This is a genomic window from Brachyspira sp., assembly GCF_050873525.1.
GTDB lineage: Bacteria > Spirochaetota > Brachyspiria > Brachyspirales > Brachyspiraceae > Brachyspira.
Genome location: NZ_JBNMIZ010000013.1, coordinates 1 through 25,078, shown reverse-complemented (window position 1 = coordinate 25,078; position 25,078 = coordinate 1). Strand labels below are relative to the sequence as shown.

At 31.5% G+C, this 25,078-nt stretch carries 23 protein-coding genes and 1 other RNA gene; 8 read left to right on the top strand and 16 right to left on the bottom strand.

Going from position 1 to position 25,078, the window contains the following annotated elements:
* Window positions 1–133 precede the first annotated feature (133 nt).
* A complete protein-coding gene (locus ACR0QS_RS02000; protein ID WP_432631773.1) occupies window positions 134–955 on the top strand; it encodes an ankyrin repeat domain-containing protein in 822 nt (273 codons plus the stop codon).
* Between the two features lie 10 nt (window positions 956–965).
* On the opposite strand, the gene ACR0QS_RS01995 is transcribed toward ACR0QS_RS02000, so the two are convergent.
* Window positions 966–2,441, bottom strand: a complete 1,476-nt coding sequence (locus ACR0QS_RS01995; protein ID WP_432631772.1) for a 4Fe-4S dicluster domain-containing protein — start codon at window positions 2,439–2,441, stop codon at window positions 966–968.
* A 172-nt stretch (window positions 2,442–2,613) separates the two neighbouring features.
* On the opposite strand from ACR0QS_RS01995, the gene rnpB reads away from it, so the two are divergent.
* The 3 genes from rnpB (at window position 2,614) to ACR0QS_RS01980 (ending at window position 5,458) form a co-directional block, all read left to right on the top strand.
* Window positions 2,614–2,956: RNase P RNA component class A (gene rnpB / locus ACR0QS_RS01990), an RNA gene on the top strand.
* A 44-nt stretch (window positions 2,957–3,000) separates the two neighbouring features.
* Window positions 3,001–3,708 carry a 5'-methylthioadenosine/adenosylhomocysteine nucleosidase gene (locus ACR0QS_RS01985; RefSeq protein ID WP_432631771.1) on the top strand — a complete coding sequence of 236 codons (708 nt, stop codon included), beginning with the start codon at window positions 3,001–3,003 and terminating at the stop codon, window positions 3,706–3,708.
* A gap of 82 nt (window positions 3,709–3,790) precedes the next feature.
* Entirely contained in the window at window positions 3,791–5,458 is a 1,668-nt protein-coding gene (locus ACR0QS_RS01980) for a restriction endonuclease (protein WP_432631770.1), read from the top strand.
* Between the two features lie 355 nt (window positions 5,459–5,813).
* On the opposite strand, the gene ACR0QS_RS01975 is transcribed toward ACR0QS_RS01980, so the two are convergent.
* The gene (locus ACR0QS_RS01975) at window positions 5,814–6,146 is read right to left on the bottom strand and encodes a hypothetical protein (RefSeq protein WP_432631769.1); all 333 of its coding nucleotides are present in this window, start codon (window positions 6,144–6,146) and stop codon (window positions 5,814–5,816) included.
* Between the two features lie 55 nt (window positions 6,147–6,201).
* Here ACR0QS_RS01975 and ACR0QS_RS01970 point away from each other — a divergent pair, with 55 nt between their 5' ends.
* Complete coding sequence (locus ACR0QS_RS01970) at window positions 6,202–6,327, top strand: hypothetical protein (protein WP_432631768.1); 126 nt, start codon at window positions 6,202–6,204, stop codon at window positions 6,325–6,327.
* Between the two features lie 276 nt (window positions 6,328–6,603).
* Here the strand turns inward: ACR0QS_RS01970 and ACR0QS_RS01965 are convergent, their stop codons facing one another.
* From ACR0QS_RS01965 to ACR0QS_RS01950, 4 genes are read right to left on the bottom strand one after another with little or no spacing between them, the layout of a single operon-like run.
* On the bottom strand, window positions 6,604–7,158 hold the full coding sequence (locus ACR0QS_RS01965) for a 2-oxoacid:acceptor oxidoreductase family protein (RefSeq protein WP_432631767.1): 555 nt from the start codon (window positions 7,156–7,158) through the stop codon (window positions 6,604–6,606).
* Between the two features lie 15 nt (window positions 7,159–7,173).
* Window positions 7,174–7,905 carry a thiamine pyrophosphate-dependent enzyme gene (locus ACR0QS_RS01960; protein WP_432631766.1) on the bottom strand — a complete coding sequence of 244 codons (732 nt, stop codon included), beginning with the start codon at window positions 7,903–7,905 and terminating at the stop codon, window positions 7,174–7,176.
* The gene (gene vorB, locus ACR0QS_RS01955; RefSeq protein WP_432631765.1) at window positions 7,902–8,957 is read right to left on the bottom strand and encodes a 3-methyl-2-oxobutanoate dehydrogenase subunit VorB; all 1,056 of its coding nucleotides are present in this window, start codon (window positions 8,955–8,957) and stop codon (window positions 7,902–7,904) included. Before vorB ends, ACR0QS_RS01960 begins: the two co-directional genes overlap by 4 nt.
* A gap of 1 nt (window position 8,958) precedes the next feature.
* Complete coding sequence (locus tag ACR0QS_RS01950) at window positions 8,959–9,204, bottom strand: 4Fe-4S dicluster domain-containing protein (RefSeq protein WP_432631764.1); 246 nt, start codon at window positions 9,202–9,204, stop codon at window positions 8,959–8,961.
* Between the two features lie 333 nt (window positions 9,205–9,537).
* Between ACR0QS_RS01950 and ACR0QS_RS01945 the strand changes: the two genes are divergently transcribed.
* From ACR0QS_RS01945 to ACR0QS_RS01935, 3 genes are read left to right on the top strand one after another with little or no spacing between them, the layout of a single operon-like run.
* A complete protein-coding gene (locus ACR0QS_RS01945) occupies window positions 9,538–10,224 on the top strand; it encodes a potassium channel family protein (protein WP_432631763.1) in 687 nt (228 codons plus the stop codon).
* 3 nt (window positions 10,225–10,227) lie between these two features.
* Window positions 10,228–10,443, top strand: a complete 216-nt coding sequence (locus tag ACR0QS_RS01940) for a DUF2905 domain-containing protein (protein ID WP_432631762.1) — start codon at window positions 10,228–10,230, stop codon at window positions 10,441–10,443.
* A 21-nt stretch (window positions 10,444–10,464) separates the two neighbouring features.
* Window positions 10,465–10,830, top strand: coding sequence for a fluoride efflux transporter FluC (locus tag ACR0QS_RS01935; protein ID WP_432631761.1), 366 nt, complete (start codon window positions 10,465–10,467; stop codon window positions 10,828–10,830).
* Between the two features lie 19 nt (window positions 10,831–10,849).
* Here ACR0QS_RS01935 and ACR0QS_RS01930 read toward each other — a convergent pair whose 3' ends face one another.
* From ACR0QS_RS01930 to ACR0QS_RS01885, 10 genes are all read right to left on the bottom strand, one after another.
* The gene (locus ACR0QS_RS01930) at window positions 10,850–13,900 is read right to left on the bottom strand and encodes a PD-(D/E)XK nuclease family protein (RefSeq protein WP_432631760.1); all 3,051 of its coding nucleotides are present in this window, start codon (window positions 13,898–13,900) and stop codon (window positions 10,850–10,852) included.
* A gap of 96 nt (window positions 13,901–13,996) precedes the next feature.
* Window positions 13,997–14,956, bottom strand: coding sequence for an ABC transporter permease (locus tag ACR0QS_RS01925; protein WP_432631759.1), 960 nt, complete (start codon window positions 14,954–14,956; stop codon window positions 13,997–13,999).
* 24 nt (window positions 14,957–14,980) lie between these two features.
* Complete coding sequence (locus ACR0QS_RS01920) at window positions 14,981–16,483, bottom strand: sugar ABC transporter ATP-binding protein (protein WP_432631758.1); 1,503 nt, start codon at window positions 16,481–16,483, stop codon at window positions 14,981–14,983.
* 15 nt (window positions 16,484–16,498) lie between these two features.
* Window positions 16,499–17,440 carry an ROK family protein gene (locus tag ACR0QS_RS01915; protein WP_432631757.1) on the bottom strand — a complete coding sequence of 314 codons (942 nt, stop codon included), beginning with the start codon at window positions 17,438–17,440 and terminating at the stop codon, window positions 16,499–16,501.
* A 79-nt stretch (window positions 17,441–17,519) separates the two neighbouring features.
* Window positions 17,520–18,467: an ABC transporter substrate-binding protein gene (locus tag ACR0QS_RS01910; RefSeq protein ID WP_432631756.1), complete on the bottom strand. Its 948-nt coding sequence runs from the start codon at window positions 18,465–18,467 to the stop codon at window positions 17,520–17,522.
* A gap of 446 nt (window positions 18,468–18,913) precedes the next feature.
* The gene (locus ACR0QS_RS01905; RefSeq protein ID WP_432631755.1) at window positions 18,914–20,563 is read right to left on the bottom strand and encodes an ABC transporter permease; all 1,650 of its coding nucleotides are present in this window, start codon (window positions 20,561–20,563) and stop codon (window positions 18,914–18,916) included.
* Window positions 20,556–21,680, bottom strand: a complete 1,125-nt coding sequence (locus ACR0QS_RS01900; RefSeq protein WP_432631754.1) for an ABC transporter ATP-binding protein — start codon at window positions 21,678–21,680, stop codon at window positions 20,556–20,558. The genes ACR0QS_RS01905 and ACR0QS_RS01900 overlap by 8 nt, the downstream gene beginning before the upstream one ends.
* A gap of 90 nt (window positions 21,681–21,770) precedes the next feature.
* On the bottom strand, window positions 21,771–22,784 hold the full coding sequence (locus ACR0QS_RS01895; protein ID WP_432631753.1) for an ABC transporter substrate-binding protein: 1,014 nt from the start codon (window positions 22,782–22,784) through the stop codon (window positions 21,771–21,773).
* A 43-nt stretch (window positions 22,785–22,827) separates the two neighbouring features.
* The gene (locus ACR0QS_RS01890; RefSeq protein ID WP_432631752.1) at window positions 22,828–23,829 is read right to left on the bottom strand and encodes an ABC transporter substrate-binding protein; all 1,002 of its coding nucleotides are present in this window, start codon (window positions 23,827–23,829) and stop codon (window positions 22,828–22,830) included.
* A 43-nt stretch (window positions 23,830–23,872) separates the two neighbouring features.
* Window positions 23,873–24,877, bottom strand: a complete 1,005-nt coding sequence (locus ACR0QS_RS01885) for an ABC transporter substrate-binding protein (RefSeq protein ID WP_432631751.1) — start codon at window positions 24,875–24,877, stop codon at window positions 23,873–23,875.
* Between the last annotated feature and the right edge of the window lie 201 nt (window positions 24,878–25,078).

Genomic DNA, 25,078 nt, shown 5'->3' with positions numbered 1-25,078 from the left:
TAAATATATCATATTAAAAAATTTTGTTAAGCCTTATTTTAATTTTTATTTATTTTAAAATATATATTTTATATTTTATAAAAAATAATTTATAATAATAATTAATTTAATTTATAAAATAGGATCTACATTTATGTTAACATTATTCTTTATATTTTGTATTATATCAGTCATAGTCGTATTATTAGTATCTAGTAATAACTCCAAAAATAAAAATTCTTTGGTTGACGCTTCAAGGAACGGATATTTAGAAAAAGTAAAACTTTTAGTAGAAAACGGAGCGGATGTTAATATTAAAGATAGATATGGAGAAAGCGCTTTGATATGTGCCGCGTCAAAAAGATATTTAGCGATAGTAAAACTTTTAGTAGAAAACGGAGCGGATACTGAGATTAAAGATAATATTGGCTGGACAGCTTTAATGTGGGCTTTGCATAATGGAGATTTGGAAACGGTTAAATATTTAATAGAAAACGGAGCGAATGTTAATATTAAAGATAATGATGGGAAAACCGCTTTGACATATTCCGCGTCAAAAGAATATTTAGCGATAGTAAAACTTTTAGTAGAAAACGGAGCTGATATTAATATTAAAGATAATATAGGTTGGACAGCTTTAATGTGGGCTATATATACTGAAGATTTAGAAATGGTTAAATATTTAATAGAAAAAGGAGCGGATGTCAATATTCAAAATAACGAAGGCTGGACGGCTTTAATGTTGGCTTCGCGTAAGGGAGATTTGGAAACTGTTAAATATTTAGTAGAAAATGGAGCGAATATTAATTCTAAAGATAATAATGGCTATACCTCTTTAATGGAGGCTTCCAAAGAAGGACATTTGGATATAGTGGAATATCTATTAGAAAAAGACGCCAATGTTAATATTCAAAATAACGAAGGTAAAACCGTTTTAGATTACATTAAATTATTAAAAAATAACAGTGTAAAATAAATTTCTTTAATTATTTACTCACTAATTCCACTCCGTCAGCGGCATATCTCTGCAATTGAACGGTTGCGGCTTTAGGATTTTTAACCACACAAGGTCCTCCAACGCATCCGCCTTTGCAAGCCATAACTTCAACCAAATTTGGAGTGTCGTTTTGAATCGGCATCTCTCCCGATTGAATTTTTCCAAAGTTTTTAAGCTGTTTCATACCTTCTTTATCCAATCCGTCTATAACGGTAGGCTTAACTTTTTCGGGATGTTTTAATCTTATTTTTACCGCTTCGGCTACTCCTCCGCTCATGGCATATTTTCTGCCCGAAGAGGTTGGAATAACGTCTATATTCAAATCGGGTTCTTTCATAACATCCGTTCCAGTGGCAATAAATAAAGCGTCAAGTTCTTCCATTGATAAACAATAATCTACCAAATCATCGTCAATACTTTCTCTTCTTTTTGCAAGACATGGTCCTATAAATACATTAATCGCTTCCGAATCGTCCTCTCTCATCATTTCCGCCGTATAATGCATTGGAGTTCTCGTTTCCGATACGCAAGGAATAAGCTCTGGAACATGTCTTCTAACCGCCTTAACATAAGCGGGACAGCATGAAGTTGTCATAAGTTTATCGCCTCGCTCCATTCTCTCTTCAAATTCATGTGCTTCTTTGTTGGATGTTATATCCGCTCCCAAAGCCACTTCCCAAACTTTATTGAATCCTATTTTAAGAAGCGCGCTTTTTATCTGCCCTGGTTTCGCGTTGAATTGAGATGCAATCGAAGGAGCATACATTACATTAACTTTTTTACTATCGTCTTTCAAATGTTTCAATACATCCAATAATTGTCCTTTATCCATCATCGCGCTGAAAGGACATTCTCTCATACAGTTTCCGCAAAAAATACATTTATGATAATCTATAACTTCTTTTCCAAATTCGTTTTTATTAATTGCTCCTACGGGACAAGATTCTTCGCATGGAACGGGAATATAAATAATCGCATGATAAGGGCAATTCTTCAAACATAATCCGCAGTTTATACATTTTTCGCTATGAATAAAAGCTCTTTTTTCGTCCAAAATATCTATAGCGTTTTTAGGACAATTTACCATACAAGGACGCGCCAAACAAGCCTGACATGCGTTTGTCACCATGAAATTTGCTTTAACGCAGGCATTACAAGCTTCGTCCAAAACGGTAAGCATGGGCCAAGTAGGTTTTTCTCTTTCTAAAGCCAATTTTGCATATTGAGACAAAGGAATTCCGCTGTCTTCTTTTCCTTCCACGCTTATTCCCAATCTCGCTAAAATTCTATTTTTTATAATTTCTCTGTCATGATGAATGCAGCATCTTATCGATTTGCTGTCTCTCGGTATTATTTCAATAGGCATTTTATCTATATCTTCCAAAAGTCTATCTTCAATAAAAAGTGTAGTTATTCTCACAAGAATATCTTTTTTTAATTGGGCGGCATTATTATTTATATTCATTCTATTCTCCAAATTTTAAGTGATTTTTATAAATATAAAATAAATAAATTATACTTATTTTGATAAATATTATAATATAAATAATTATTTTTGCAAGTCAATAAATTAATAATAAAATAACGATTATTGACTTTTTAATCTCTTTATAATATAAATTATTCATAAAAATAAATATGCGGGGCGGATAAACGCGATATTTAAGTTAATAATATTGAGGAAAGTCCGCACCTCTAAAGGGCTTCATGCAAGCTAACGGCTTGAAGGCGAAAGTCTATGGAAAGTGCAGCAGAAAATATACCGCCCGTTTGGGTAAGGGTGAAAAGGCATGGTAAGAGCATACCGCATTTATGGCAACATAGATGGCAGTGCAAACCCCATGAGAGGCAAGAGCAAAACGAAACGATATAGATTGCCCTTTTCAAAGTTTCAGGTGGCTCGCTAAATCATTATAGCGATATAATGATAAGATAAATGTTTATCCAAGACAGAATGCGGCTTATAGCTCCGCTAACTTTATCTTTATTTTATTATTAATCTTAAATTAGAAAGGAAAAATAAAATGGAAACTATAGCTATAATCGGAGCGATGAACTCAGAAATAACCAACTTAAAAAGTAAAATCGAAAATATCGAAGAATTAGAAATTGCCGGAATTTTATTTTATAAAGGAAAATTATGCGATAAAGATATAGTTTTATTGAAATCTGGAGTCGGAAAAGTTAATTCCGCCGTAGCGACAACGATAGCGATAGAAAAATTTGAAGTAAAAAAAATAATATTTACAGGAGTCGCGGGTTCTTCCAATCCAAATTACGATATAGCCGATATTGTTATTTCAAAAGATTTAATCGAGCATGATTTTGACACAAGCGCTTTAGACGGAGACGAATTAACCGTTTTAGTAAAAGGCTACGATACGAATTATTATCCAGCGGACAAATATTTAATCGAACTTGCAAAATTATCCGCCGAAAAAGTAATTAAAAATAATAAAATATATATTGATACGATAGCGACAGGCGACCAATTTGTAGGAGATAGCGCAAAAGTAAAATATATAAGAGAAAAATTCAAAGCGGGAGCGATAGAAATGGAAGGCGCTTCTGTAGCTCATGCGGCTTTAATGTATAAAATTCCATTTGTAATTATTCGCTCATTATCCGATAAAGCCGACAGCGATGCGATAGTAGATTTTCCAAAATTCGTTGTCGAGGCTTCAGAAAATTCGGCAAAAATAGTAATTGAAATGCTTAAAAATATAAAATAATATGAAAAAGAAATAATAAATAATTCCGATAATTTTGTAAAGTAATATTTTAAATTTTAAATTGTTTTAATAAGGATTTTTAATGTATGATGTTCTTCTTTACTGTATAGCTTTTTTATGCTTTTTGCTCGTAGTTTTATTTGCGATTAAAATACTTTTCGTAGGAAAAGATAAAGCTCTCATTAGAAAAAATACATTAAAAAAAATAAACGATTTGAAAAAAGTCTTGGAAAATAATCCCGAAGATTACGATACCATGTCGCAGCTCGCCCATCTCGAAGACGAAGTCGGAGATTACGAATCCTCGATAGATAGATACGAAAAACTTATAGAAATCGGATATTTGGGAAACTTTGAAAAACTTCAAATATGCAAAAGACTTGAAGACAAATACGATAAATTGGGAGAAAAAGACAAAAGTTTTATATATTCCGCCAAAATAATAAAATTAGAACCCGAAAACACTTTTTATTTGATAAAAATCGGAACTATACTCGGAGAAAACGGCTATAATTTGGTAGCGTCAAATTATTTTAATAAAGCCTTGTTCTCAAAAAACGAATTTGAAATCGAAAGTCTTAAAGTTGCCGCGTTTTCTTTTTTCAATATTAAAGATTATAAAAAATCTATAAAATGTTTGGAAGAATTTTATAAAAGAATATTAAAATACTTAAATAGGAATTCTGAAGAAGTTCAAAATGTGGAAAAAAGTTTAATCTCGCTTTATATAACGGTTGACGAACTCAATATTGCAAAATCTTTTATAGAATCGATTTTAATGGAAAAAAATATAGACAACGATTTTAAATTTTATATCAATAAAATGTATTTGTTTATTCTTTATAAATTGGGCGATAACGAAAGATTTAAAAAAGTTTACGATAATTTATACGAACTTTATTTAAAGGACGCGAATGTCGATTATGCCGATTTGATATTGGATTATTCTTTTTATTCTTATTTTTTAAGATACATGGAACTTTCTACAAAATATTTTGAAACGGTAAAATCGTTTAATAAACCTAGATTTGAAATTTACGATATTGACACGATACTCGAATATTTGAATCAAATAGATAAAGCTACGGTTCAGCTTACTCGTTTAAGAAAAGAAAAAAGCGATTTGGACGACAACAGATATATAAACGATAACTACGAAAAATATATTGATAAAGCGAATATAGAAACTTGGGAAGACGCTATTAATACTTGGGAAAAATCTTTTGTTGATTTGTCTTATATATCGAATTTGATACAAGTTGAAAAAACTATTAATATAAACGCAAGAATATTAGAAGAATTAAAAAACGCGATAGACTCGAGCGAATCTTATAAACCCGAAACCACAATAAAAAAAGTCGATAAAATTTACGATTTGCATATAGGAGAATTCAAAAAACTCTGTAAAAGTATAATAACCTCAAAACTTTCTTATGTAATAACTCAAGAATACGAGGATAATTTCAATAGTGGCAACGGAGACGAAGTTAATTATTTGGCATACAACATTAACGGCAGTAAAAAAGAATTGACTTTAATATCTTTCAAACGATGGAAAAAATCTTTAATCGGCGAACTTATGGTTAGAGATTTTTTTATGATGGTTAATGAAGTTGACGCCAAAAAAGGAATATTGATAGTTCCAATCGAATTAAGCAACAGCGCGAGAAGTTATGTTTCTCATAACGATAAAATTATAGTTTATTCTCGAGACCAATTTAATAATCTTTTGAAAGACGAGAGATTCTAATTTTTTTGAAATGATAAATTATATAAAATAAAAACGGACTAAATTTTTTATTTTTGTCATTACGAGGAGTTGTAAAGTCTGCGACTTGCCAACGGCACACAGAGTGAAGTCTGGCAGTCGCCAAGTAATCTATTTTATTTGGATTGCCACGCCTTTACTTCGTTCGGCTCGCAATGACGGTGCAAAAAATAATTGTCATTACGAGCGATAGCGAAGTAATCCACAGAAAAATAAATTTTATTATTTTGGATTGCTTCGCTTTGTTTCACTCGCTCGCAATGACTTATAAAAAACGGCTTACACTGTTAAGTATAAACCGTTTCTTGAATGCGTGAATTAAAATTATATTATCAAATTAACTGCCTGACGAAACAACTTTATCTAAAGTGCCTCCATATATAGCCGTAAAAGTAGCGCTCATACCTGCGGCGGCATATGCAGGGCAATTAAAATCTAAACGATATTCAACTGTTGCGGTTGTAGGATTATTGGCATCATCAAGAGTTATTTTTACATATGCCGTATAAGTCGTTTCACCTTCAGTTCCTTCATCTGCCACCGTTGTTGAATCCGCTTCCACTACATTAGGATTGGAACTATTAATATAACGTAATTGTTTTTGCGTTATATAACTGCATCCAACTTTATTGTTCTCTATTACTAATGTAAATGGATTAGGAGTTACCATAGCATCTACTTGGTCTTGAGTCCATCCTTGTCCATCTAAAGATATGCTATTTAGAGTGCCTGAAAATTCTGCATTCGCAACATTTACGGGATTACCGCCTCCAGTCGTTCCTTCATTACTGCAGCTAATTGAAAATAATAATGTTAATGATAATAATGTGATTAGAATTTTTTTGGAATAACTATTGATTAAAGCATAGTTATAGCCGTTGAGTTGAGTTGAGTTGAGTTGAGTTGAGTTGAGTTGAGTTCATGAAACTTATCCTCCGTTAAATTAGTTTATTCCGAAATGTTCTCTTTCGGTTGTTTTATTTTATGGACAAATTATAACATCTTTTAAAAATATGTCAATACTTTAAATAAATTTTTTTAAAAAAAATTCTATAAAATTTAAATAAAAAACAAAAGCTAACGAGTTAAACCCGATAGCTTTTATTCTAATATTCTGAACTTATTTTTTAAGAAACCAAATTCTTCACCGATTCCGCTCCCGCATTCAAAGCCTTCTCGTTTCCAGGAAGAAATTCTTTTTTCCTTTCGCCGAATACTTTTAAGAAAGCCTGCTGGACGCTGTTAAACGAAACTATACTGTCCAAAGAAAGCAAAGCGCCGAGCATAACCATATTTGCCGCTCTTGAATTTCCCAAATCGCCCGCTATTTTATTCGCTTCCACATAGGCTACTTTTATATCGTCTCTTGAAGATTTTTTTTCTATAAGAGAAGAATTTATTAAAAGAACTCCGCCGGGCAAAATATCCTTTTCAAATTTCGTTAGAGAAGGAAGATTCATTATAACCGCGGCAGTCGCGTCATGCGATATTAACGGAGAACCGATTAATTCATCGCTTATTACAACCGAACAGTTTGCTGTCCCTCCGCGCATTTCGGGACCGTATGAAGGACACCAAGTGACATGTTTATTTTCTATCATTCCCGCATAGGCGAGCATTTGTCCCATAGACATAACTCCCTGTCCGCCGAATCCTGCAAAAATAATTCTTTCCGTTTTCATAAATTACTCCTTTAATTAATCGTTTCTAAAATTTCCCATAGGATAATGAGGAATCAAATAATCTCTTATCCATTGATGCGATTCCGTTGGAGATATTCCCCAATTCGTGGTGCAGCTTGTAAGCATTTCCACTATTGAAAAACCTTTTCCCGCAATTTGATTTTCAAAAGCCTTTTTAGTCGCCATTTTAGCCTTTCTTATATTCGCTGGAGTATCCAAAGCGACTCTTTCAACGAATGTAGCGCCTTCTATTGTGGCAAGCATTTCGCATACTCTTATCGGTTTTCCCGCTCTGTGAAAATCTCTTCCCGCTTGAGTAGTCGTTGTTCTTTGTCCTTCCAAAGTCGTTGGCGCCATTTGTCCGCCCGTCATTCCGTAAATGGCGTTATTCAAAAATATTACCGTTATATTTTCGCTTCTCGCCGCCGCATGAATTATTTCCGCAGTTCCTATAGCCGCCAAATCTCCGTCTCCTTGAAGAGTAAATACTACAGAATCTGGAACGGCTCTTTTGATTCCCGTTGCAACCGCAGGCGCTCTGCCATGTGCCGCTTGCTGCATATCGCAGTTAAAATATTTATAAGCCAAAACGCTGCATCCAACCGAAGCTATTCCAACCGCTCTATCCAAAACATTAAGCTCCTCTAGACATTCGGCAATTATTCTCTGCGAAGTTCCATGCATACAACCAGGGCAATAATGCGTTCTGTCGTTAGTTAAACCTTTTGATTTTTCAAAAACTATCATAATATTCCTCCAGCTAATTCTTTTACTGCGTCCGTTATTTCATGCGAAGTCGGAACTACTCCTCCAGCTTTTCCGAAAAATTTAACGGGAACTTTGCATTCGCATGCCAATTTCACATCGTCAACCATCTGTCCCATGCTCATTTCAACGCTTATATACATTTTGCAATTATTATTTTTAAATTCTTTTTCTGGGAATGGCCACAAAGTCATCGGTCTTATCATTCCGATTTTTTTATTTTCTTTTCTTAAATTGTCAACTACGCTTCTGCAAACTCTCGACATCGTTCCGTAAGAAACCAGTATAATATCGGCGTCTTCGGTAAAATATTTTTCCGCTCTCGCTTCTTTTTCTTTAATCTCTTTATATTTTTCCTGCAAATGCAAATTATGTTTATATAATAATTCGGCGTCCAAATATAAAGAATTAATTATATTTTTTTCTCTCTTTCCTCTCGTTCCGTTTGTAGCCCAAGTTTTTTCTTTAATTTTGTATTTTGGTTTATAAATTATTTCCACTGGTTCCATCATCTGCCCGATAAAACCGTCCGCAGCAACATAAACGGGAGTTCTATAATAATCAGCTAAATCGAAAGCTTCCATAACCATATCGCTCGCTTCCTGCAAATTTGAAGGGGCAAGCACTGGGCAGTTATAATCGCCGTCTCCTCCGCCTTTAGTCATCATATTATAATCGCTTTGCGAAGGCTGTATTCCGCCAAGTCCCGGTCCTCCGCGCATAACATTAAGTATAACCGCTGGAATTTCCGCTCCTGCAAGATAAGAAATTCCTTCCTGTTTCAAAGCTATTCCAGGCGAAGACGAAGAAGTCATAGCTCTCGCTCCCGCTCCGCCCGCGCCGTAAACCATATTAATCGCCGCAAGTTCGCTCTCCGCCTGAACGAAATAACCTCCCGATTCAAACATAGCTTTAGACATAAATTCGGGTATTTCGTTTTGAGGAGTTATAGGATAACCGAAAAAACATCTGCATCCCGCCGCTATTGCAGCCGTTGCCATAGCTTCGTTTCCTTTCATTAATTTTTTAGCCATATTATTTTTTCTCCTTTTTTACTAAATTATCTAATCTTTCCACAGTTATGCATAAATCTGGACACATCATAGCGCAGTTGGCACATCCGATACATTTTTCCATATCGGTAACAGATGCTGGATAATATCCCCAAGAATTCATATTATCCTTATCCAAATATAATATTTTAGTCGGACAAACTGAAACGCAGTTCGAACATCCTTTGCATTCTTCTTTATCGATTATTACTCTTCCTTTATTAGCCATACTTCCTCCGTTTTTTAATAAAAATTGCTCGCTTAAAGGCTATGACAATTAAAATTGTCATAGGCTCGCAATTTTTATTTTTAAATTTTTATCCCATATTATTTAAAGCCGATAATTACTTACTATCTATATAATAATTATAACCATAATCAAGCGACTTTTGTTAACTAAAAATTTATAATATAAGTAAAAATTGTCAATAATTATAATTAACTAATATCACAAATATTTATAGTAAAAAATATCTAAATGACTATGTATATTTAATAAAATTTTTGACAAATTTTTTTATTAAACTATAATTAATTGATAAATTTATTTTGAGAGGTTTTTATGTTGCAATATGCCGTTATTGGAGTCGGCACATTAGGAAAGGCTTTGATAAACAGACTTATGGGCAAACCTTCCGTTGAAGTTTTAGCGATAGACAACGATATTAACGAAATCGAAGCGATAAAAAATAATGTCACTCAAGCGATAAGACTAGACTCCACTCAAAAAGAAGCTTTGGAATCGATAGAAATAAATAAATTTGACGCCGTTATAGTGACGATAGGCGAAGACATGATGACGAGCATTTTAACTTCTCTTATTTTAAAAGAATTAAATGTAAAAAATATAATAGCGCGATATTCGGACGAAAAACATAAAGCAATATTAAGCATGATTGGAGTCACTCATTTGGTTAGCCCCGAAGAATCGATGGGAATTCATATAGCCGAACAGCTCGAAGTCGGAGATTCATTGCTTTTATACGATTTGACGGAATATCATTCAATAGTGGAATTTCCCGTTCATTCGGGACTTGCGGGAAAAAATTTGAAAGAATTGGATTTGAGGAAAAAATATAAAATAAATGTCGTGGCGATTAAAAAAGAAGCGATAAGCATTTTGGGAGAAAAAAAAATTACCGTTGACTGCACTCCCGACCCTGACGAATCTTTAATCGAAGGCGATATTTTAGTAATTGCGGGACATGACAAAGATATAGAAAAATTAAATAAAAGGATGTCCGAATAATTTATGAATAATTATTTTGCAAAATTATTGATAGCCGTTGGAATAATAGCGGTTATAATCGGAATATTAATGCTTTTGAATATAAAACTTCCTTTTGGAAAACTGCCCGGCGATATTGTAATCAAAAAAGAAAATTTTACTTTCGCCTTTCCAATCGTCACCTGTATAATAGCGAGTATAGTTTTATCGTTTATAATGTGGATTATATCGAAATTTTAATTAATATTATATAATAATTTTATGATAATAAATTTTATACTTGTAGGATTTGGCGCTATTTTCGGGGCGATTTTTAGATACGGTTTGATGCTTTTAATAAAAAATCCGCATTTTCCATTTTCTATGTTGATTATAAACGCTTTAGGTTCTTTTGCCATAGGTTTAGTTTCGATTTTATTCAGAGAAAATATACAAGTTTATAATTTTTTAGCGGTTGGAATATTTGGCGGTTTTACTTCGTTTTCCACTTTTTCGCTCGATACAATTATTATGTTTGAAAACGGGAAAATATTATTAGGTTTTTTAAATATATTTTTATCAATATTCGTATGTTTAATTTTATGTTTTATCGGCAGAAAATTAGGAATGGCAATATTTAAAATTTAAATTCTAATAAAATTATAATCTACTCCTCATTATAAACAAATTCGCAATATTGAGAGTTTATACAATTCGAGCATTGTTCTTTTCCCGAAACGGCGATTAATTTATCTTCAAAAATATTTTTAAATATTCTATCGAAATAATTATTTAAATTAAAATCTCCGTCTTTATAACCGCAAATTGATAAAAGAATTTCTTTGTCGTCAAAAATAATATAATCTTCTTTATTGACAATATCCGATTCTTTATAAACCGCAAATACTACTTCGCATTTTTCTACCAATTCGTCTATATTAAAATCATCATTATTTTTTTTATAAGGTTTTATTATATATTCGTCTATTGCAAATTTTAAATATAAAATCGGCTGTAAATACGCGTCAATAATCTCTTCGATAGAGATGCCTTTTTTTAATTCTTTTTTATAAGAACTCGCTTTATAATCTACAATTCTTATTCCGTTTATTTTATTATCGCTCGAATAACTAAAATCAATTCTGTCGATTCGTCCGCTTATTTTTATTTTATGATTATTATAAGAATATATTTCTATTTCGTTTATTTTCTTTTCAAAATCATTTGGAATATAATCGCTCTTTTGCGCCAAATCGATTTCGTATTTTATAAAAGAATCCATAACATTATTAATTTCTTCTTCCATAACTTCTCTGTCGATATTATTATCATTTTTTATTACGCCTATTTGATTTAGGCATTCTTCAACGGTTTCTTTTGAGATGATTTTGTAAGATTCAAAATTTTCTTCTTTTAATTTGCAATCGTTATTGAATTTTTCTTTTACTTTCTTATAAAAAATTTCAAAAATATTATGGTAAACGCTTCCTTTTTCCATATAATCGATTCCCATAATCAAAGAATCAACCGAATCTCTTTCAAATAATCTCGTGTAAATATATTTAATCGGACATTCCATTATTTCTTTTATTTTGCTTACGGAAATAATATTTTCCAAATCTTCTTTTAAGATTGAAATAAAATTTTCGGGATTGGAGCAGCCGATTATATCGTCCTTGCCATAAACCAAATTAACCACACTTTTAATATTTTTATCGAAAACGATATTATTAGGATATTTATAATTTTCTTTATATAAAAATAAACTCATCGCATTTTCTTTTTGATTATGAATATTGTCTCCGTTTGGAATATAATTTTCTCTATAAATTAATTGAATAAATTTATTTTCTTTCAAATTTTCAAATTTAAAATCTTCGCCCGTAATCTCCGTAAATAAATCTTCAATATAGAAAAAAGGAATTTCCAAATTTCCGTCTTTATCTTTTAATCTAAACGAAAAATAAACCGTTGTATTATCGTAGCATGAAGAAAGAATATTCAAAAATAAAGCGTTTGAAATATCGCTTAATAAATTTTGTGTATTGAAAACATATTTTTTATATTTATTATTTACACTCTCTCTAATTTTATTGCTTATAAAAAATGTGTCGGGCTTTCTACTTATAAAATCGTTATTAGCTCCAAGTATGAATAAATATTTTGCCTTAAGTCCTCTCGCATCGTATAAATTGCTTATCGTTAATGAAATTTCTTTATTGTCTTCGTTTCTTAAATATTCGTCTTTTATTAAAAGATTCAAAGCCTCATGAAAATCTGCTGGAGATATTTTCGTAGAATTATCGCTAACCGAAAGTTTTAAAACGATTTCTATAAAAATTGACAAAGAATTATTATCTCTATAATAAATTTCGTCTTTTTTTATATAAACGGAATTGTAATTTTTTTCGTCTTCTATATCTTCTTCAAATATTAAATCTATTTTTAAGAATTTTAAAATTTCAATATAAACCGAACCTATTTTATTATAACTGTCGGCTGTGATAAGTTTTTTTAATAATTCGATTAATTCTATTATAGAATTTGAAAACTCTTTATATTTTTCTTTAATATTTTCCATTTTGTATAAAAAATCGTTCAAAGGCATTTTTTGAAAAAGTTTAAATTCTTGATATAATAATTCTCTTATCTCGTAAGGATTGATTCCGTCTATATTTGTCAAATAAGGAGACGACAGTAATTTTATCAAAGCGTCCGTATCGATTTCATGCTCTCTACTTAAAATAAAAAATATCGAAGTCAAAACGGGAATGAGAGGCATTCTCCAAATAAAATTTCCTCTCCGCTGATTAAATTTTATCTCGCATTCTTTTAATCTTTCCGCTATCGCTTCTCTATATTTTTGAGTGTCCGAAAATATTAATGCAATGTCGCTTAAAGGAATCCCAGAATTTTTGAGTTGGACAACTTCGTCTATTACAGTGTCAATTTCCTGTTTGATTCCAAAGCCAGAGATTAATTTTATCTGCTCTTTATATTTATTTAATTTATCGTTTTTATTGATTAGAGTTTTTGCAAAATCTTGGATGTCGGATTTTTTTAAATCGCTAATTCCCTGAAAAAATTCTTTATAATTAGAAAAAATTTTATCAATATCATAAGGCATGAAAACTTTTATATTGATATTATAATTTTTTTTAATCGCTTCCAAAAATATTGAATATCTTAAAGGCAAACTTTCAAAATTATAAATTTCTATTTCCTCATATTCTTTAAAATCGTTTATCTCTTTTTTATTTATAGCATTTATAAATAATTCAAAAATATCGTATTCGTCCAATAAATTTTTTGATTTGTTATTTGATTTATATATTGAAATTATTTTTTTTATATCTTCCAAAAAATCCAAATCTTCGTTATTTTCTCCGATTATAATTTTCGCAAAAGTCGTCTCTTCGATAAAACTGTAAATATGTGAGGCGAGTTCATAATTTTTATTTTGTTTCGCTATTATAGAATTTTTATTTTTATTTGTAAATTGAATCAAGGCTTCGTATAAATTGATTATTGCAGTCGATTCTTCCAAACGCGAAATTTGATTTTCAATAGAATATTTTTTAAAAAATTTATCAACGGACATTCTATAAAATTCTGATAAAGTTTTGTAATCGGTTATATCGAGCGAATAATAATTGTATAAACTATATAAATAATAGTCTCTCGCTTTTGAGTTGGGAAATAAAATTAATTTTGACATTTTGCTTTATTATTTTTTTGCTATTTATTGATATTATAATTAATAAATTGAAATTGTCAAATAATATTATTTTATATAAAAGATTTTAAATTTTATTTATTTTTTAAAATTCTCTTTTATTTTATCTATAAAAACGGCTACAATTATAACGCAACCAATCATAACCTCTTGTAAAAATGCGGATACTCCCATTAAATTTAATCCGTTTCTTAAAGTTCCTATTATTAAAGAACCTATCAAAGTCCCAGCAATTATTCCTTCTCCTCCGCTTAAACTTGTTCCTCCGATAACCGAAGAAGCTACCGCATATAATTCATAACCAGAACCAGCCGTAGGTTGTCCCGATAAAACTCTTGAAGCAAATACTATGCCCGCTATTGACGCCAATAAAGCAGAAAATATATACACTAATAAAATGGTGATATTTGTATTGATGCCCGATAATTTAGCGGCTTGTATATTTGAACCAGATGCATAAATATGAAGTCCCAACGGAGTTTTAGTAAGCATATAATGAAAAATAAATGTTAGTAATAGCATAACCCATACGGGTATTGATAAACCGAATAAAGAATTTCCAGCCACAACTAAAAATTCTTTAGGCAGTCCCGATACTGGAATGCCGTTGGTTAATAAAAGATTAATGCCTTTTACAATGCTCATTGTTCCTAAAGTCACTACAAACGGAGGTAATTTACCGTAAACTATCAAAAGTCCGTTAACAAGCCCGACTGTAGTAGCTATTAAACATCCCAAAATTATAGCGATAGGAATAGCCATACCGTCAACCATGAATAAAGAACTCGTCATGCCTGACAACCCTATTACAGAACCAAGAGACAAATCTATACCGCCCGTTATAAGAACTAAAGTTTGTCCTATAGAAATTATGGCTATTATAGAAGATTGTAAAGCGATAGTTAATAAATTATTTTTAGTAAAAAAATATTGAGACGATAAAGAAAAAACTATTATCATAGCTATTAATACTATCATAATCGATATTAATTGTTTTAATTGGTCGTTATTGTTTATATAACTAAAAATTTTTCTCATGTTTTATTTTCCTTAATTTAAATTTTATATATTAAAATCATAATTTATAGTGGCGTATTTTAATATTTCTTCTTGAGTCGTTTCTTGCGGATAAACTTCTCCCGTAATCCTTCCGTTAGAAACTACGATAATTTTATCGCATATACCTAATAATTCTGGCAATTCCGAAGATATTACCATTATTCCATGCCCTGACTTTTTTAACTCGTTAATTATGTTATAGATACTTATTTTTGAATTTACATCTACCCCTCTTGTAGGTTCGTCAAAAATAAATAAAAACGGATTATTTAATATACATTTTCCTATCATAACTTTTTGTTGATTACCTCCGCTTAAAAATTGAACTTTATCTTTTGGCGTTCTCATTTTTATTTTTAAATCCTCTTGCAGTTTAACCAAAGATTTAAATAAATTTTTAATTTTAATGAAAATAGGATTTGAAAATTGTTTCATATTAGGCATTATATCGTTTTGCCATATGCTCATTTTCAAAGCCAAGCCTTCATGTTTTCTATCTTCTGGAATATATACTATTCCGTTTTTAATGGCGTCTTTTATATTTTTTAATCCTATTTTTTTGCCGTTTAAAAATATTTCTCCCTTTTGTATTTTAAATACTCCAAAAAGCGATTTTGCTATTTTAGTTCTTCCAGCTCCGACTAACCCCGCAAATCCTAATATCTCTCCTTTTCTAACTTCAAAACTTATATTTCTAAAAAACGGTTCGCAAACAATATTTTCTACTTTTAGAATTGTCTCTCCTAATTCGACATTTATTTTAGGATATTTATCGGTTATGGTTCTTCCCGCCATCGCGGAAATGATTTCGTCTATATTGGTATCCTTATATTCTTTACTCATTATAAAATTTCCGTCTCGCAATACGGTTATTCTATCCGCTATATACTCCAATTCTTCGAGTCTATGCGATATGTATATGATAGATATTCCCTCGGATTTTAAATTATTTATTATTTCAAATAATTTTTCAGTTTCTCTATTTGATAACGAAGAAGTCGGTTCGTCCATTATTAAAACTTTAGACGATAACGAAACCGCTCTTGCAATTTCCACAATTTGTTGTTTTGAAATAGGCAGTTTCTTTACAACCGTATCTATTTCATCTTCCATAGAAAATTTACTTAACCATTCATGCGCTTTCTCTCTCATTTTTTTCTTGTCCAAAAAGAATAAACTTTTTTTATATTCTCTCGCAAGAAAAAGATTTTCCATTACGGTTAAATGAGTGCACATATTTAATTCTTGGTGTATAGTAATAATTCCGTTGTTTATTGCATCCGCCGCTTTATTAAAAATGACTTTCTTACCTTCTAAAAATAATTCTCCCGAATCGTATCCGTAAATTCCTCCTATAATTTTTATAAGAGTAGATTTACCAGCCCCGTTTTCACCCAAAATCGCATGAACTTCGCCTTTATTCATATCAAGATTAATATTCTTTAAAACGGGAATTCCAAAAAAAGATTTTGAAATATTTTTAGCGCTAAAAACTATGTCGGACATTAAATCTCCTTTTAATTATAATTTATTCATTGCAACCGCTAAAGCAGAATAGTCGCCTATTTCCTCTCCAAAAAAGGAAGGCTCTATACTGCAAAAATCTGAACTATATCTTAAAGCCTCTTCTTTAATTACTGATAAAACTATATCTTTAAAAAACGCTTCCATTCTGGTATATATTCCGCCTATTATTATTTTGTCTAAATTTAAAATGTCTATTAATATTGAAATTCCTTTTCCTAAATAAAACGCGCTTTCTTCAAATATTGATATTGCAAACTTATTTCCAGATTTAACCGCATTTGCCAATATCTCCGCAGAAATAGGTTTATCTCCAAATAATTCAATAAATTCTCCAACGCTTTTATTATCGCTTTTTTCTTGCATTCTTATTTTGCAAAGTTCCGCTATTCCGCCTCCGCTACAAAAACCTTCAAAAGAACCGCCTTTATTATATCCTATAGGTCCCGTTTCATTTAATCTTATATGTCCTATCTCTCCCGCCATATCCGAAGAACCTCTATATAATTTATTATCTAAAATAAGCCCCGCTCCCAATCCTGTGCCAAAAGTTAGAAAAGCCATATTATTAGCGTCTTTGCCAGCGCCCCATAAATATTCGGCAATAGCGCAAGCGTTAGCGTCATTTTCTAATCTTACTGGAATATTTAAATTATCATAAAAATATTTAACTATTTCAATATTTTTCCAATCGGGCAAATTAGGAGGACAAATAATTATTCCTTTAGAACTTGAAAGAGGACCTCCGCAACTTATTCCTATATTGGATATTTCTCCGTATTTTAATTTATATTCTTTTATTATTTCTAAAATTTTATTTAAGGTATTTAAACTTGCCAAAGTTTTAAATTTTTCTTTATCAATAATATTTAATTCGTAATCGCTTATGACAACGGAAGTTTTTGTTCCGCCTATATCTATACCTATAATATTAGACAAAATTAATCCTTTATTTTAATTAAGTTATTAATATAAGCGTATAGAATATAAAAACTCTATACGCTTTTTCTTAAAATAATTATTTTATAGTATCAATATTTTCTAAAGTTACGACATTTACGCCAGTATCCGTTAATCTTGATACTTCTTTACCTTCTAAAATATCAACGGCGGTTTGTATTCCTTCGTATCCCATTTTATAAGGATTTTGAACTATCGTAGCTTTCAATGTTCCGTTTTCCAAAGCTCTTATGGTATCTTGCGATTTGTCAAAACCTACCAACATAATGCTGTCTTTTTTACCCATATCTTCTATTGCTCTTGCCACGCCAATAGTCGAACCTTCGTTTGAAGTAAAGAAACCGACTAAATCTGGATTTGCCGTCATTATATCGGTAGCTATATTTAAAGCCCTCGCTTTATCTCCATCCGAATATTGAACGGAAACTACTTGTATATTTGGAGCTATTTCTTTTATTTTAGTTTCAAAACCTTTTCCTCTTGCAATAGCGGTAGTAGAAGACGGTTGAGCATGAACAATACCAATCTTGCCTCTTCCGTTTACTAATTTTGCAAAAGTTTCGCCCGCCAATGCTCCAGCCGCTTCATTATCCGTAGAGAAGAAAGCGTCATAATCTTCCGTAGAAAGAGCCGAATCAATTAAAATAAGAGGAATATTTGCCTCTTTAATTTTAGCCGCAACTGGCGCTAAAGCCGCTGGGTCGCTTGGAGCTAAAAGAATAGCGTCCGCCTTTTGATTTATTGCATCTTCCGCCATACGAGTTTGTTCGTTAGGGTCGGTTTTTCCAGCAGGCGCTCTAAATATTAACTCAATATTTCCTAACTCCTTAACTTTGTCCTCCGCCCCGTTTCTTACGGATAACCAATGCTCGTCTATCGAATCCATAGTTATTAAAACAATTTTTTTAGAATCGGATGACGCATTAGAATTCTCCGACTTTGTTTTATCACCGCATGACAATATCAATGCCGCAATAAATAAAATAATTAAATTAAGCTTTTTCATGACTTAACTCCTTGAAAATAAATTTTATAATAAGCGCTTAAGACTAAACGCAAATTAGCTTTGAAATAAGATATGTATAACGATTTATTAAACGGTAAACATAACAAATAAAAAAATGCAAAGTTGAACTGAACTGGTCACTGTATAAATTTACAAAAGACATATTACATTTTCCTTTTATGTTTATGCATTAAGTATAATATATAATTAAATATTTGTCAAGCGTTTAAAAAATTTTTTTTAAATTTATGGGAATTTTATCAATTGAAACCTGAATAAAAAGTATAATAGTAAAAATAAAAATTCCATGTAATATTTTTTATTTTAATCTACTTCAAAATAAATAATTAATATTTTAGCCAAATAATATTATTTTATATAAAAGATTTTAAATTTTATTTATTTTTTAAAATTCTCTTTTATTTTATCGATAAAAACGGCTACTATTATAAACTAACTTCTTTTTTACCCGTCAATTTAAAAAATATTATAAGAGATACAATAGTGGATATTGTAAGTATAGTGGATAAAGCCGCCGCCGTTCCATAGCTTGCCCTTATAACTTCTTGGTAAATAGAAACAGCCATAGTCCTCGATTTGCCCGTATATAATATTACCGAAGAACTTAATTCGTTAATTACGGTTATCCAACTTAAAATAGCGCCCGACATAACACCTGGAAGCATCATCATTGCAGTTATCTTAAAAAAAGTTTTAACCTGCGAAGCGCCCAAACTTATAGAAGCCTCTTCCATACTTACGCTTATTTGATAGAGTATTGCTGAACTCGACCTTAAAGTGTATGGCATTCTTCTTATAACCAAAGAAATTATTATTATGGTAGCCGTTCCACTTAATATAATTGGCGGTTTATTAAAAGCCAAAAGTAAAGTTATACCCAAAACCGAACCTGGAATTATATAAGGAAACATCGTTATAGTGTCTATTATATTTGTAAGTATATTTTTTCTTCTGATTGATATATAGGCTATAAACATTCCCACTATTACTATTATAAATATAGTTATAAGTCCGTAAAGGTATGTGTTTTTTATCGAAGTTCCAAGCGAAGAAAATATTGTAATATAACTATCTAAAGAAAATCCTTTTACAAATACCGCTCTGTTTGTCTTTAAAAAAGAAGTATATATAACCGTAATTTGCGGTATTATTGAAAGGAATACTATTAAATATAAAAATACATGAACGAATACGGACATTACTCCTTTTATTTCTTTAGGTTTTATCGGATTCATAGAACTCATAGTAAACGATTTTTTATTAACGAAATATTTTTGAGTTATAAACATCATAGCGGTTATGAATACCATTATACTTGCCATAGACGCGGAGAAGTTTGCATTTCCTCCGACTTCGCTTACGAATTCGGAATATATCATTGTTGGCATGGTTCTAAATCCTTCGCCAATAAGCATAGGAGTTCCGAAATCCGCCAAAGCGTTCATAAATACAAGTAAAGCTCCCGCCAAGATTGTCGGAGTTATTAAAGGTATTGCAATAGTCGCGACTTTCTTAAAAGGCGAACAGCCTAAACTTTCAGCCGCTTCCATAAGAGAAACATCTATTTTACTCAATGCTCCAGAAACATACATGAAAATAAAAGGATATAATTTAAGAGTAAAAACCAAAAGTATTCCGCCAAATCCGTATATAGTCGGAGTCGTTATTCCAAAATTTGCAAAAAATTTAGTTATTACTCCGCTTCTTCCAAGTAAAAGTATCCATGAATACGCGCCGATAAACGCGGGCGACATCATAGATATAATAATTAAAATTTGCAAAAAAGTTTTTCCTTTGATTTTATACGCGTTCATAAAATATGCCATAGGAGTTCCCAAAAGTATTGCCAATATCGTTACGCATATAGTCACCAAAAAGCTGTTTCCAAGCGCTTGGTAATAATATTTTCTACTAAAAAATTTGAGAAAATTATCAAAAGTCCAAGCTCCCGTTTCGGGATTTTTAAAGCTGCTCATAAATAAAGAAAACAAAGGATATACCAAAAATAAAGCGAATACTAACGCTATTATAATAGTAATCGAAGTCCAAAAATCCATTCTAAATTTTTTATTCATATTTTTTCACTCCTTCTATAAGACTTTTTTCCATATCGAGCGTAAACACATTTATTTTATTAGGATTAGGCTTTAAATTTATCGTTTCGTTTATTTCGTATATTTTATCGAGCGAAGCCGAATCTTGAGAATATTCTATACTTGGCTGTTCGGGAATAATCTCGTCATCGCCAAATAATAAAGAGTAGTTTATATATTTTCCTAAAAAAGTTTTTGAAATTACTTTTGCCTTTATACTCTCTTCTCCGTTTTTTGCCAAACTAAATTCTTCTGGTCTTATCGCCGCTATAACTTCTTTTCCGTCTTCGATGTCTATTAAATTATTCATTTCTAATTTATATCCGCATCTGAATATTAAACCGCTTCCGCTTGCCGTTTTATATATCTTCGCGTAAAATAAATTTGAATGTCCTATAAATGTGGCTACGAATACATTTGAAGGACGAGAATAAATAGAAACTGGATTTCCAACTTGCTGTATTACTCCGTTTTTCATTACCGCTATTCTATCGGATACTGCTAAAGCTTCCTCTTGGTCATGAGTTACATATACAGTAGTTATTCCCACATGCCTTTGTATATCTTTTATGGCGCTTCTCATTTCTATTCTCAATTTAGCGTCCAAATTTGAAAGCGGTTCGTCCATCAAAAGAACATTTGGAGTTATAACTATAGCTCTTGCCAATGCGACTCTTTGCTGTTGCCCGCCAGATAATCTTTCGGGTAGTCGATTTTGATATTCTTCTATCTTTACGACTTCGAGCATTTCGTCAACTTTTTTCTTCATAGAATCTTTATCTTCTTTCCTCAATTTTAATCCGTATTCCACATTTTCTCGGACAGTCATATGAGGAAAAATGGCGTAATTCTGAAATACCATTCCTATATTTCTTTTATGCGCGGGTATTTCATTTATAATATCCTCGTCAAATTTTATCGTTCCGTCCTCTATGGAGTTAAACCCCGCTATCATACGCAAAAGGGTAGTTTTACCGCAGCCCGAAGGTCCAAGTAAAGTAAAAAATTCTCCGTTTTTTATATCAAGCGAGAGATTCGGTATTATGGTTAATTTGTCATATCTTTTAACCACATTTTGTATAGATATTGATACGCTCATTTTATCCTCTTTTTATTTTATTTTAATTATTTTTATTTTTTATTATTTAAATTTTTATTAATATTCAATTTATAATATATAAATCAAATATTAAATTCCCGTATATATGTCTTTAAATTTATTTAGCCAATTTTGTTTATTAGCTTCAACTAAAGCCTCGTTATCGTTTATTACATTTATTTTATCAACGGAAAGCAATATATCGGAAGGAGGCAAGTCGTTTCTAACGCTTCTTCTATTTAACCTTTCGTTAATAGTTTTTTGAGCTTCATAACTTGTGGCATAATCTACAAACTTTTTGGCATTTTCCATATTTTTAGCGTTTTTTATTATATAAATTCCGTCAGGTTTGAAAACAACGCCCTCTTTCATATATACCAATTTCACGGGCGAACCTGCGACTACATAATTAGCGCCGCCTTCTTCAAAAGTTAAACCTACCGTATATTCTCCGTCCGCTACGCCTTTATAAACCGCGGAAGAACCGCTTAATAATTTTCCGTCCAAATTTGCGCAAAGTCTTTGAACATAATCCCAGCCTCTTTCGGGATTTCCGTTTCCCATAGCAAAAAGCATATTAACCAAATGCTCGAAAGATGAAGAAGATGCGGAAGGGTCGGCGCAAGCAATTTTACCTTTCAATGCTGGATTTAATAAATCGGCATAACCTTCGATTTTTATATTTCCCGCTAAATTGGTATTTACCATTAATACGCTTGGAATAGTAGTAAATCGGGTTATAGCTCCTTCCACATTTTTATATTCTGCGGAAATATTTTCTTCGTTTGTTGAAGTGTAATTTTCAAATAAATCCACTTTCGGTTTTACGGTATTCAAACTTCCGCCCCAAAGTATATCTCCCAAAGGATTATCTTTTTCGGATTCGACTCTTTTAAGAAGTTCTCCGACTCCCGCGGCTATTATGTCGACATTTACGCCGGGATTTTGAACCTTGAAATCTTCAACCAACGGATTGATAAACTCTAAAGGATGCGGACAATAAATTACGAGCGAATTTCCCGTATCCTGTTCTTGAGTAGAACAACCCATAATAGAATAAAATAAACCTAATACATATAAAATTGTTATAATTATTCTTTTCATTTTTTAATTTCTCCTTTGTTTTAAATTTTTTATTTTTGAATAATTAAATGCTTGTGAAAATATCTCTAAATTTATCGAGCCATTTTTGTTTATTGGCAACTACCAAATCCTCATCGTCATATATTATATTTATATCTTCTATAGGAACAAATAAATCGGAAGGTGGCAAATCGCTTCGGACGGCTCTTCGATTTAATTTTTCATTAATCATTTTTTGAGCGTCATAACTCGTAATATAATCTACGAATCTTTTAGCGTTTTCCATATTTTTAGCGCCTTTGATAATATAAACTCCATCAGGTTTTGATATTACGCCCTCTTTCATATATACAACTTTTACGGGCGAACCCCAAGCCACATAATCAACTCCGCCTTGTTCAAAAGTTAAACCAACGGTATATTCTCCGTCCGCAACGCCTTTATAAGTAGCGGAAGAACCGCTTAATAATTTACCGTCTAAATTTGCGCAGAATTTTCGAATATAATCCCAGCCTTTTTCAGTATCTCCTCCTCCCATAGCATAAAGCATATTAACCAAATGCTCAAAAGGAGATTGAGCGGCTGCAGGGTCGGCAAAAGCAATTTTACCTTTCAAAGCGGGATTTAATAAATCTTCATAGCCTTCAATTTTTATATTTTTAGCTAAATTAGTATTTACCATTAATATACTTGGAACAACTGTGCATCTTGTAAGCGGTCCCTCAATATTTTTATATGGTATATTTTCAGAATTAGTAGTTGCAAAATCTTCAAATAAGAACGCTTTTGGTTTTACTATTGTTACAGTTCCGCCCCAAAGAACATCTCCCAAAGGATTATCTTTTTCGGATTCGACTCTTTTAAGAAGTTCTCCGCTTCCCGCTCCTATTAACTCAACATTTATACCGGGATTTTTAGCCTTAAAATCATCTACCAATGCATTAAGAAAACTTAAAGGGTGTGGGGAGTAAATTACAAGAGAGTTTTCTCCCGTATCAGATTTTTCAGTCGAGCAACCGTAGAATAAACCCAATACAAATAAAATAGTTATAATTATTCGTTTCATTTTTTAATTTCTCCTTTGTTTTAAATTTTTTATTTTTGAATAATTAAATACTTGTAAAAATATCTCTAAATTTATCGAGCCATTTTTGACGATTCGATTCTACAATATCTGGATTGTCCGTAATCGAATAAATTTCCGTCATAGGTATTACCACTTCGGAAGAATCGGCATCCGTTCTTATAGCTCTTCTATTTACTTTATTGATTAAAATATTTTGAGCGTCTAAACTAACGCAATAATCTATAAATTTTTTAGCGTTTTCCAAATTTTTAGCGCCTTTAATAATATAAACTCCGTCAGGTTTTGAGATTACGCCCTCTTTCATATATATAACTTTTACAGGCGAACCTAATACCACATAACTAATTCCGCCTTCTTCATAAGTCAAACCAACCGCGTATTCTCCGTCTGCTACGCCTTTATAAACCGCTGAAGAACCGCTTAATAATTTGCCGTCTAAATTTGCGCAAAGTTTTTGAACATAATTCCAACCGTTTTCAGGATTTCCATTTCCCATAGCGTAAAGCATATTAACCAGATGCTCGAATGCGGAAGAAGAGGATGCGGGGTCTGCTGCTGCAATTTTTCCTTTCAATGCGGGATTAAGTAAATCGGCATAGCCTTCGACTTTTATATTTCCAATTAAGTTAGTATTTACCATAATGACGCTTGGAATTGCCGAAAATCTTGTAAAATTTCCTTCAGCGTTTTGAAACTCATCGTAAATATTAGCTTCGTTAGTCGAAACATAATTTTCAAATAAATCGCTTTTTGATTTTACGCTATTTAGAGTTCCGCCCCAAAGCGCGTCTCCCAAAGGATTTTCTCTTTCCGCTTCTATTCTTTTTAGAAGTTCTCCCGTTCCTGCGGTTACCACATCGACTTTTATTTCGGGATTTTTCAATTTAAAATCGTCCAAAATAGTATTCATTAAGTCCAAAGGATGCGAGCAATATATTATTAGCTCTTCTTTATTCGCGTCCCCGCCTTTTGAACATGATATTAACAATATCATAGTAAGTAAAATAATTAAATTAAGCTTTTTCATGACTTAACTCCTTGAAAATAAATTTTATAATAAGCGCTTAAGACTAAACGCAAATTAGCTTTGAAATAAGATATATATAACGATTTACTAAACGGTAAACATAACGAATAAAAAAATGCAAAGTTGAACTGAACTGAACTGGTCACTGTATAAATTTACAAAGGTCATATTACATTTTCCTTTTATGTTTATGCGTTAAGT

Bases quoted from the DNA above. Each gene is read 5' to 3' on its own strand.
- ACR0QS_RS02000 (WP_432631773.1), top strand. From the start codon at position 134: ATGTTAACATTATTCTTTATATTTTGTATTATATCAGTCATAGTCGTA.
- ACR0QS_RS01995 (WP_432631772.1), bottom strand. From the start codon at position 2,441: ATGAATATAAATAATAATGCCGCCCAATTAAAAAAAGATATTCTTGTG.
- ACR0QS_RS01985 (WP_432631771.1), top strand. From the start codon at position 3,001: ATGGAAACTATAGCTATAATCGGAGCGATGAACTCAGAAATAACCAAC.
- ACR0QS_RS01980 (WP_432631770.1), top strand. From the start codon at position 3,791: ATGTATGATGTTCTTCTTTACTGTATAGCTTTTTTATGCTTTTTGCTC.
- ACR0QS_RS01975 (WP_432631769.1), bottom strand. From the start codon at position 6,146: ATGGTAACTCCTAATCCATTTACATTAGTAATAGAGAACAATAAAGTT.
- ACR0QS_RS01965 (WP_432631767.1), bottom strand. From the start codon at position 7,158: ATGAAAACGGAAAGAATTATTTTTGCAGGATTCGGCGGACAGGGAGTT.
- ACR0QS_RS01960 (WP_432631766.1), bottom strand. From the start codon at position 7,905: ATGATAGTTTTTGAAAAATCAAAAGGTTTAACTAACGACAGAACGCAT.
- vorB (WP_432631765.1), bottom strand. From the start codon at position 8,957: ATGGCTAAAAAATTAATGAAAGGAAACGAAGCTATGGCAACGGCTGCA.
- ACR0QS_RS01950 (WP_432631764.1), bottom strand. From the start codon at position 9,204: ATGGCTAATAAAGGAAGAGTAATAATCGATAAAGAAGAATGCAAAGGA.
- ACR0QS_RS01945 (WP_432631763.1), top strand. From the start codon at position 9,538: ATGTTGCAATATGCCGTTATTGGAGTCGGCACATTAGGAAAGGCTTTG.
- ACR0QS_RS01940 (WP_432631762.1), top strand. From the start codon at position 10,228: ATGAATAATTATTTTGCAAAATTATTGATAGCCGTTGGAATAATAGCG.
- ACR0QS_RS01935 (WP_432631761.1), top strand. From the start codon at position 10,465: ATGATAATAAATTTTATACTTGTAGGATTTGGCGCTATTTTCGGGGCG.
- ACR0QS_RS01930 (WP_432631760.1), bottom strand. From the start codon at position 13,900: ATGTCAAAATTAATTTTATTTCCCAACTCAAAAGCGAGAGACTATTAT.
- ACR0QS_RS01925 (WP_432631759.1), bottom strand. From the start codon at position 14,956: ATGAGAAAAATTTTTAGTTATATAAACAATAACGACCAATTAAAACAA.
- ACR0QS_RS01920 (WP_432631758.1), bottom strand. From the start codon at position 16,483: ATGTCCGACATAGTTTTTAGCGCTAAAAATATTTCAAAATCTTTTTTT.
- ACR0QS_RS01910 (WP_432631756.1), bottom strand. From the start codon at position 18,467: ATGAAAAAGCTTAATTTAATTATTTTATTTATTGCGGCATTGATATTG.
- ACR0QS_RS01905 (WP_432631755.1), bottom strand. From the start codon at position 20,563: ATGAATAAAAAATTTAGAATGGATTTTTGGACTTCGATTACTATTATA.
- ACR0QS_RS01900 (WP_432631754.1), bottom strand. From the start codon at position 21,680: ATGAGCGTATCAATATCTATACAAAATGTGGTTAAAAGATATGACAAA.
- ACR0QS_RS01895 (WP_432631753.1), bottom strand. From the start codon at position 22,784: ATGAAAAGAATAATTATAACAATTTTATATGTATTAGGTTTATTTTAT.
- ACR0QS_RS01890 (WP_432631752.1), bottom strand. From the start codon at position 23,829: ATGAAACGAATAATTATAACTATTTTATTTGTATTGGGTTTATTCTAC.
- ACR0QS_RS01885 (WP_432631751.1), bottom strand. From the start codon at position 24,877: ATGAAAAAGCTTAATTTAATTATTTTACTTACTATGATATTGTTAATA.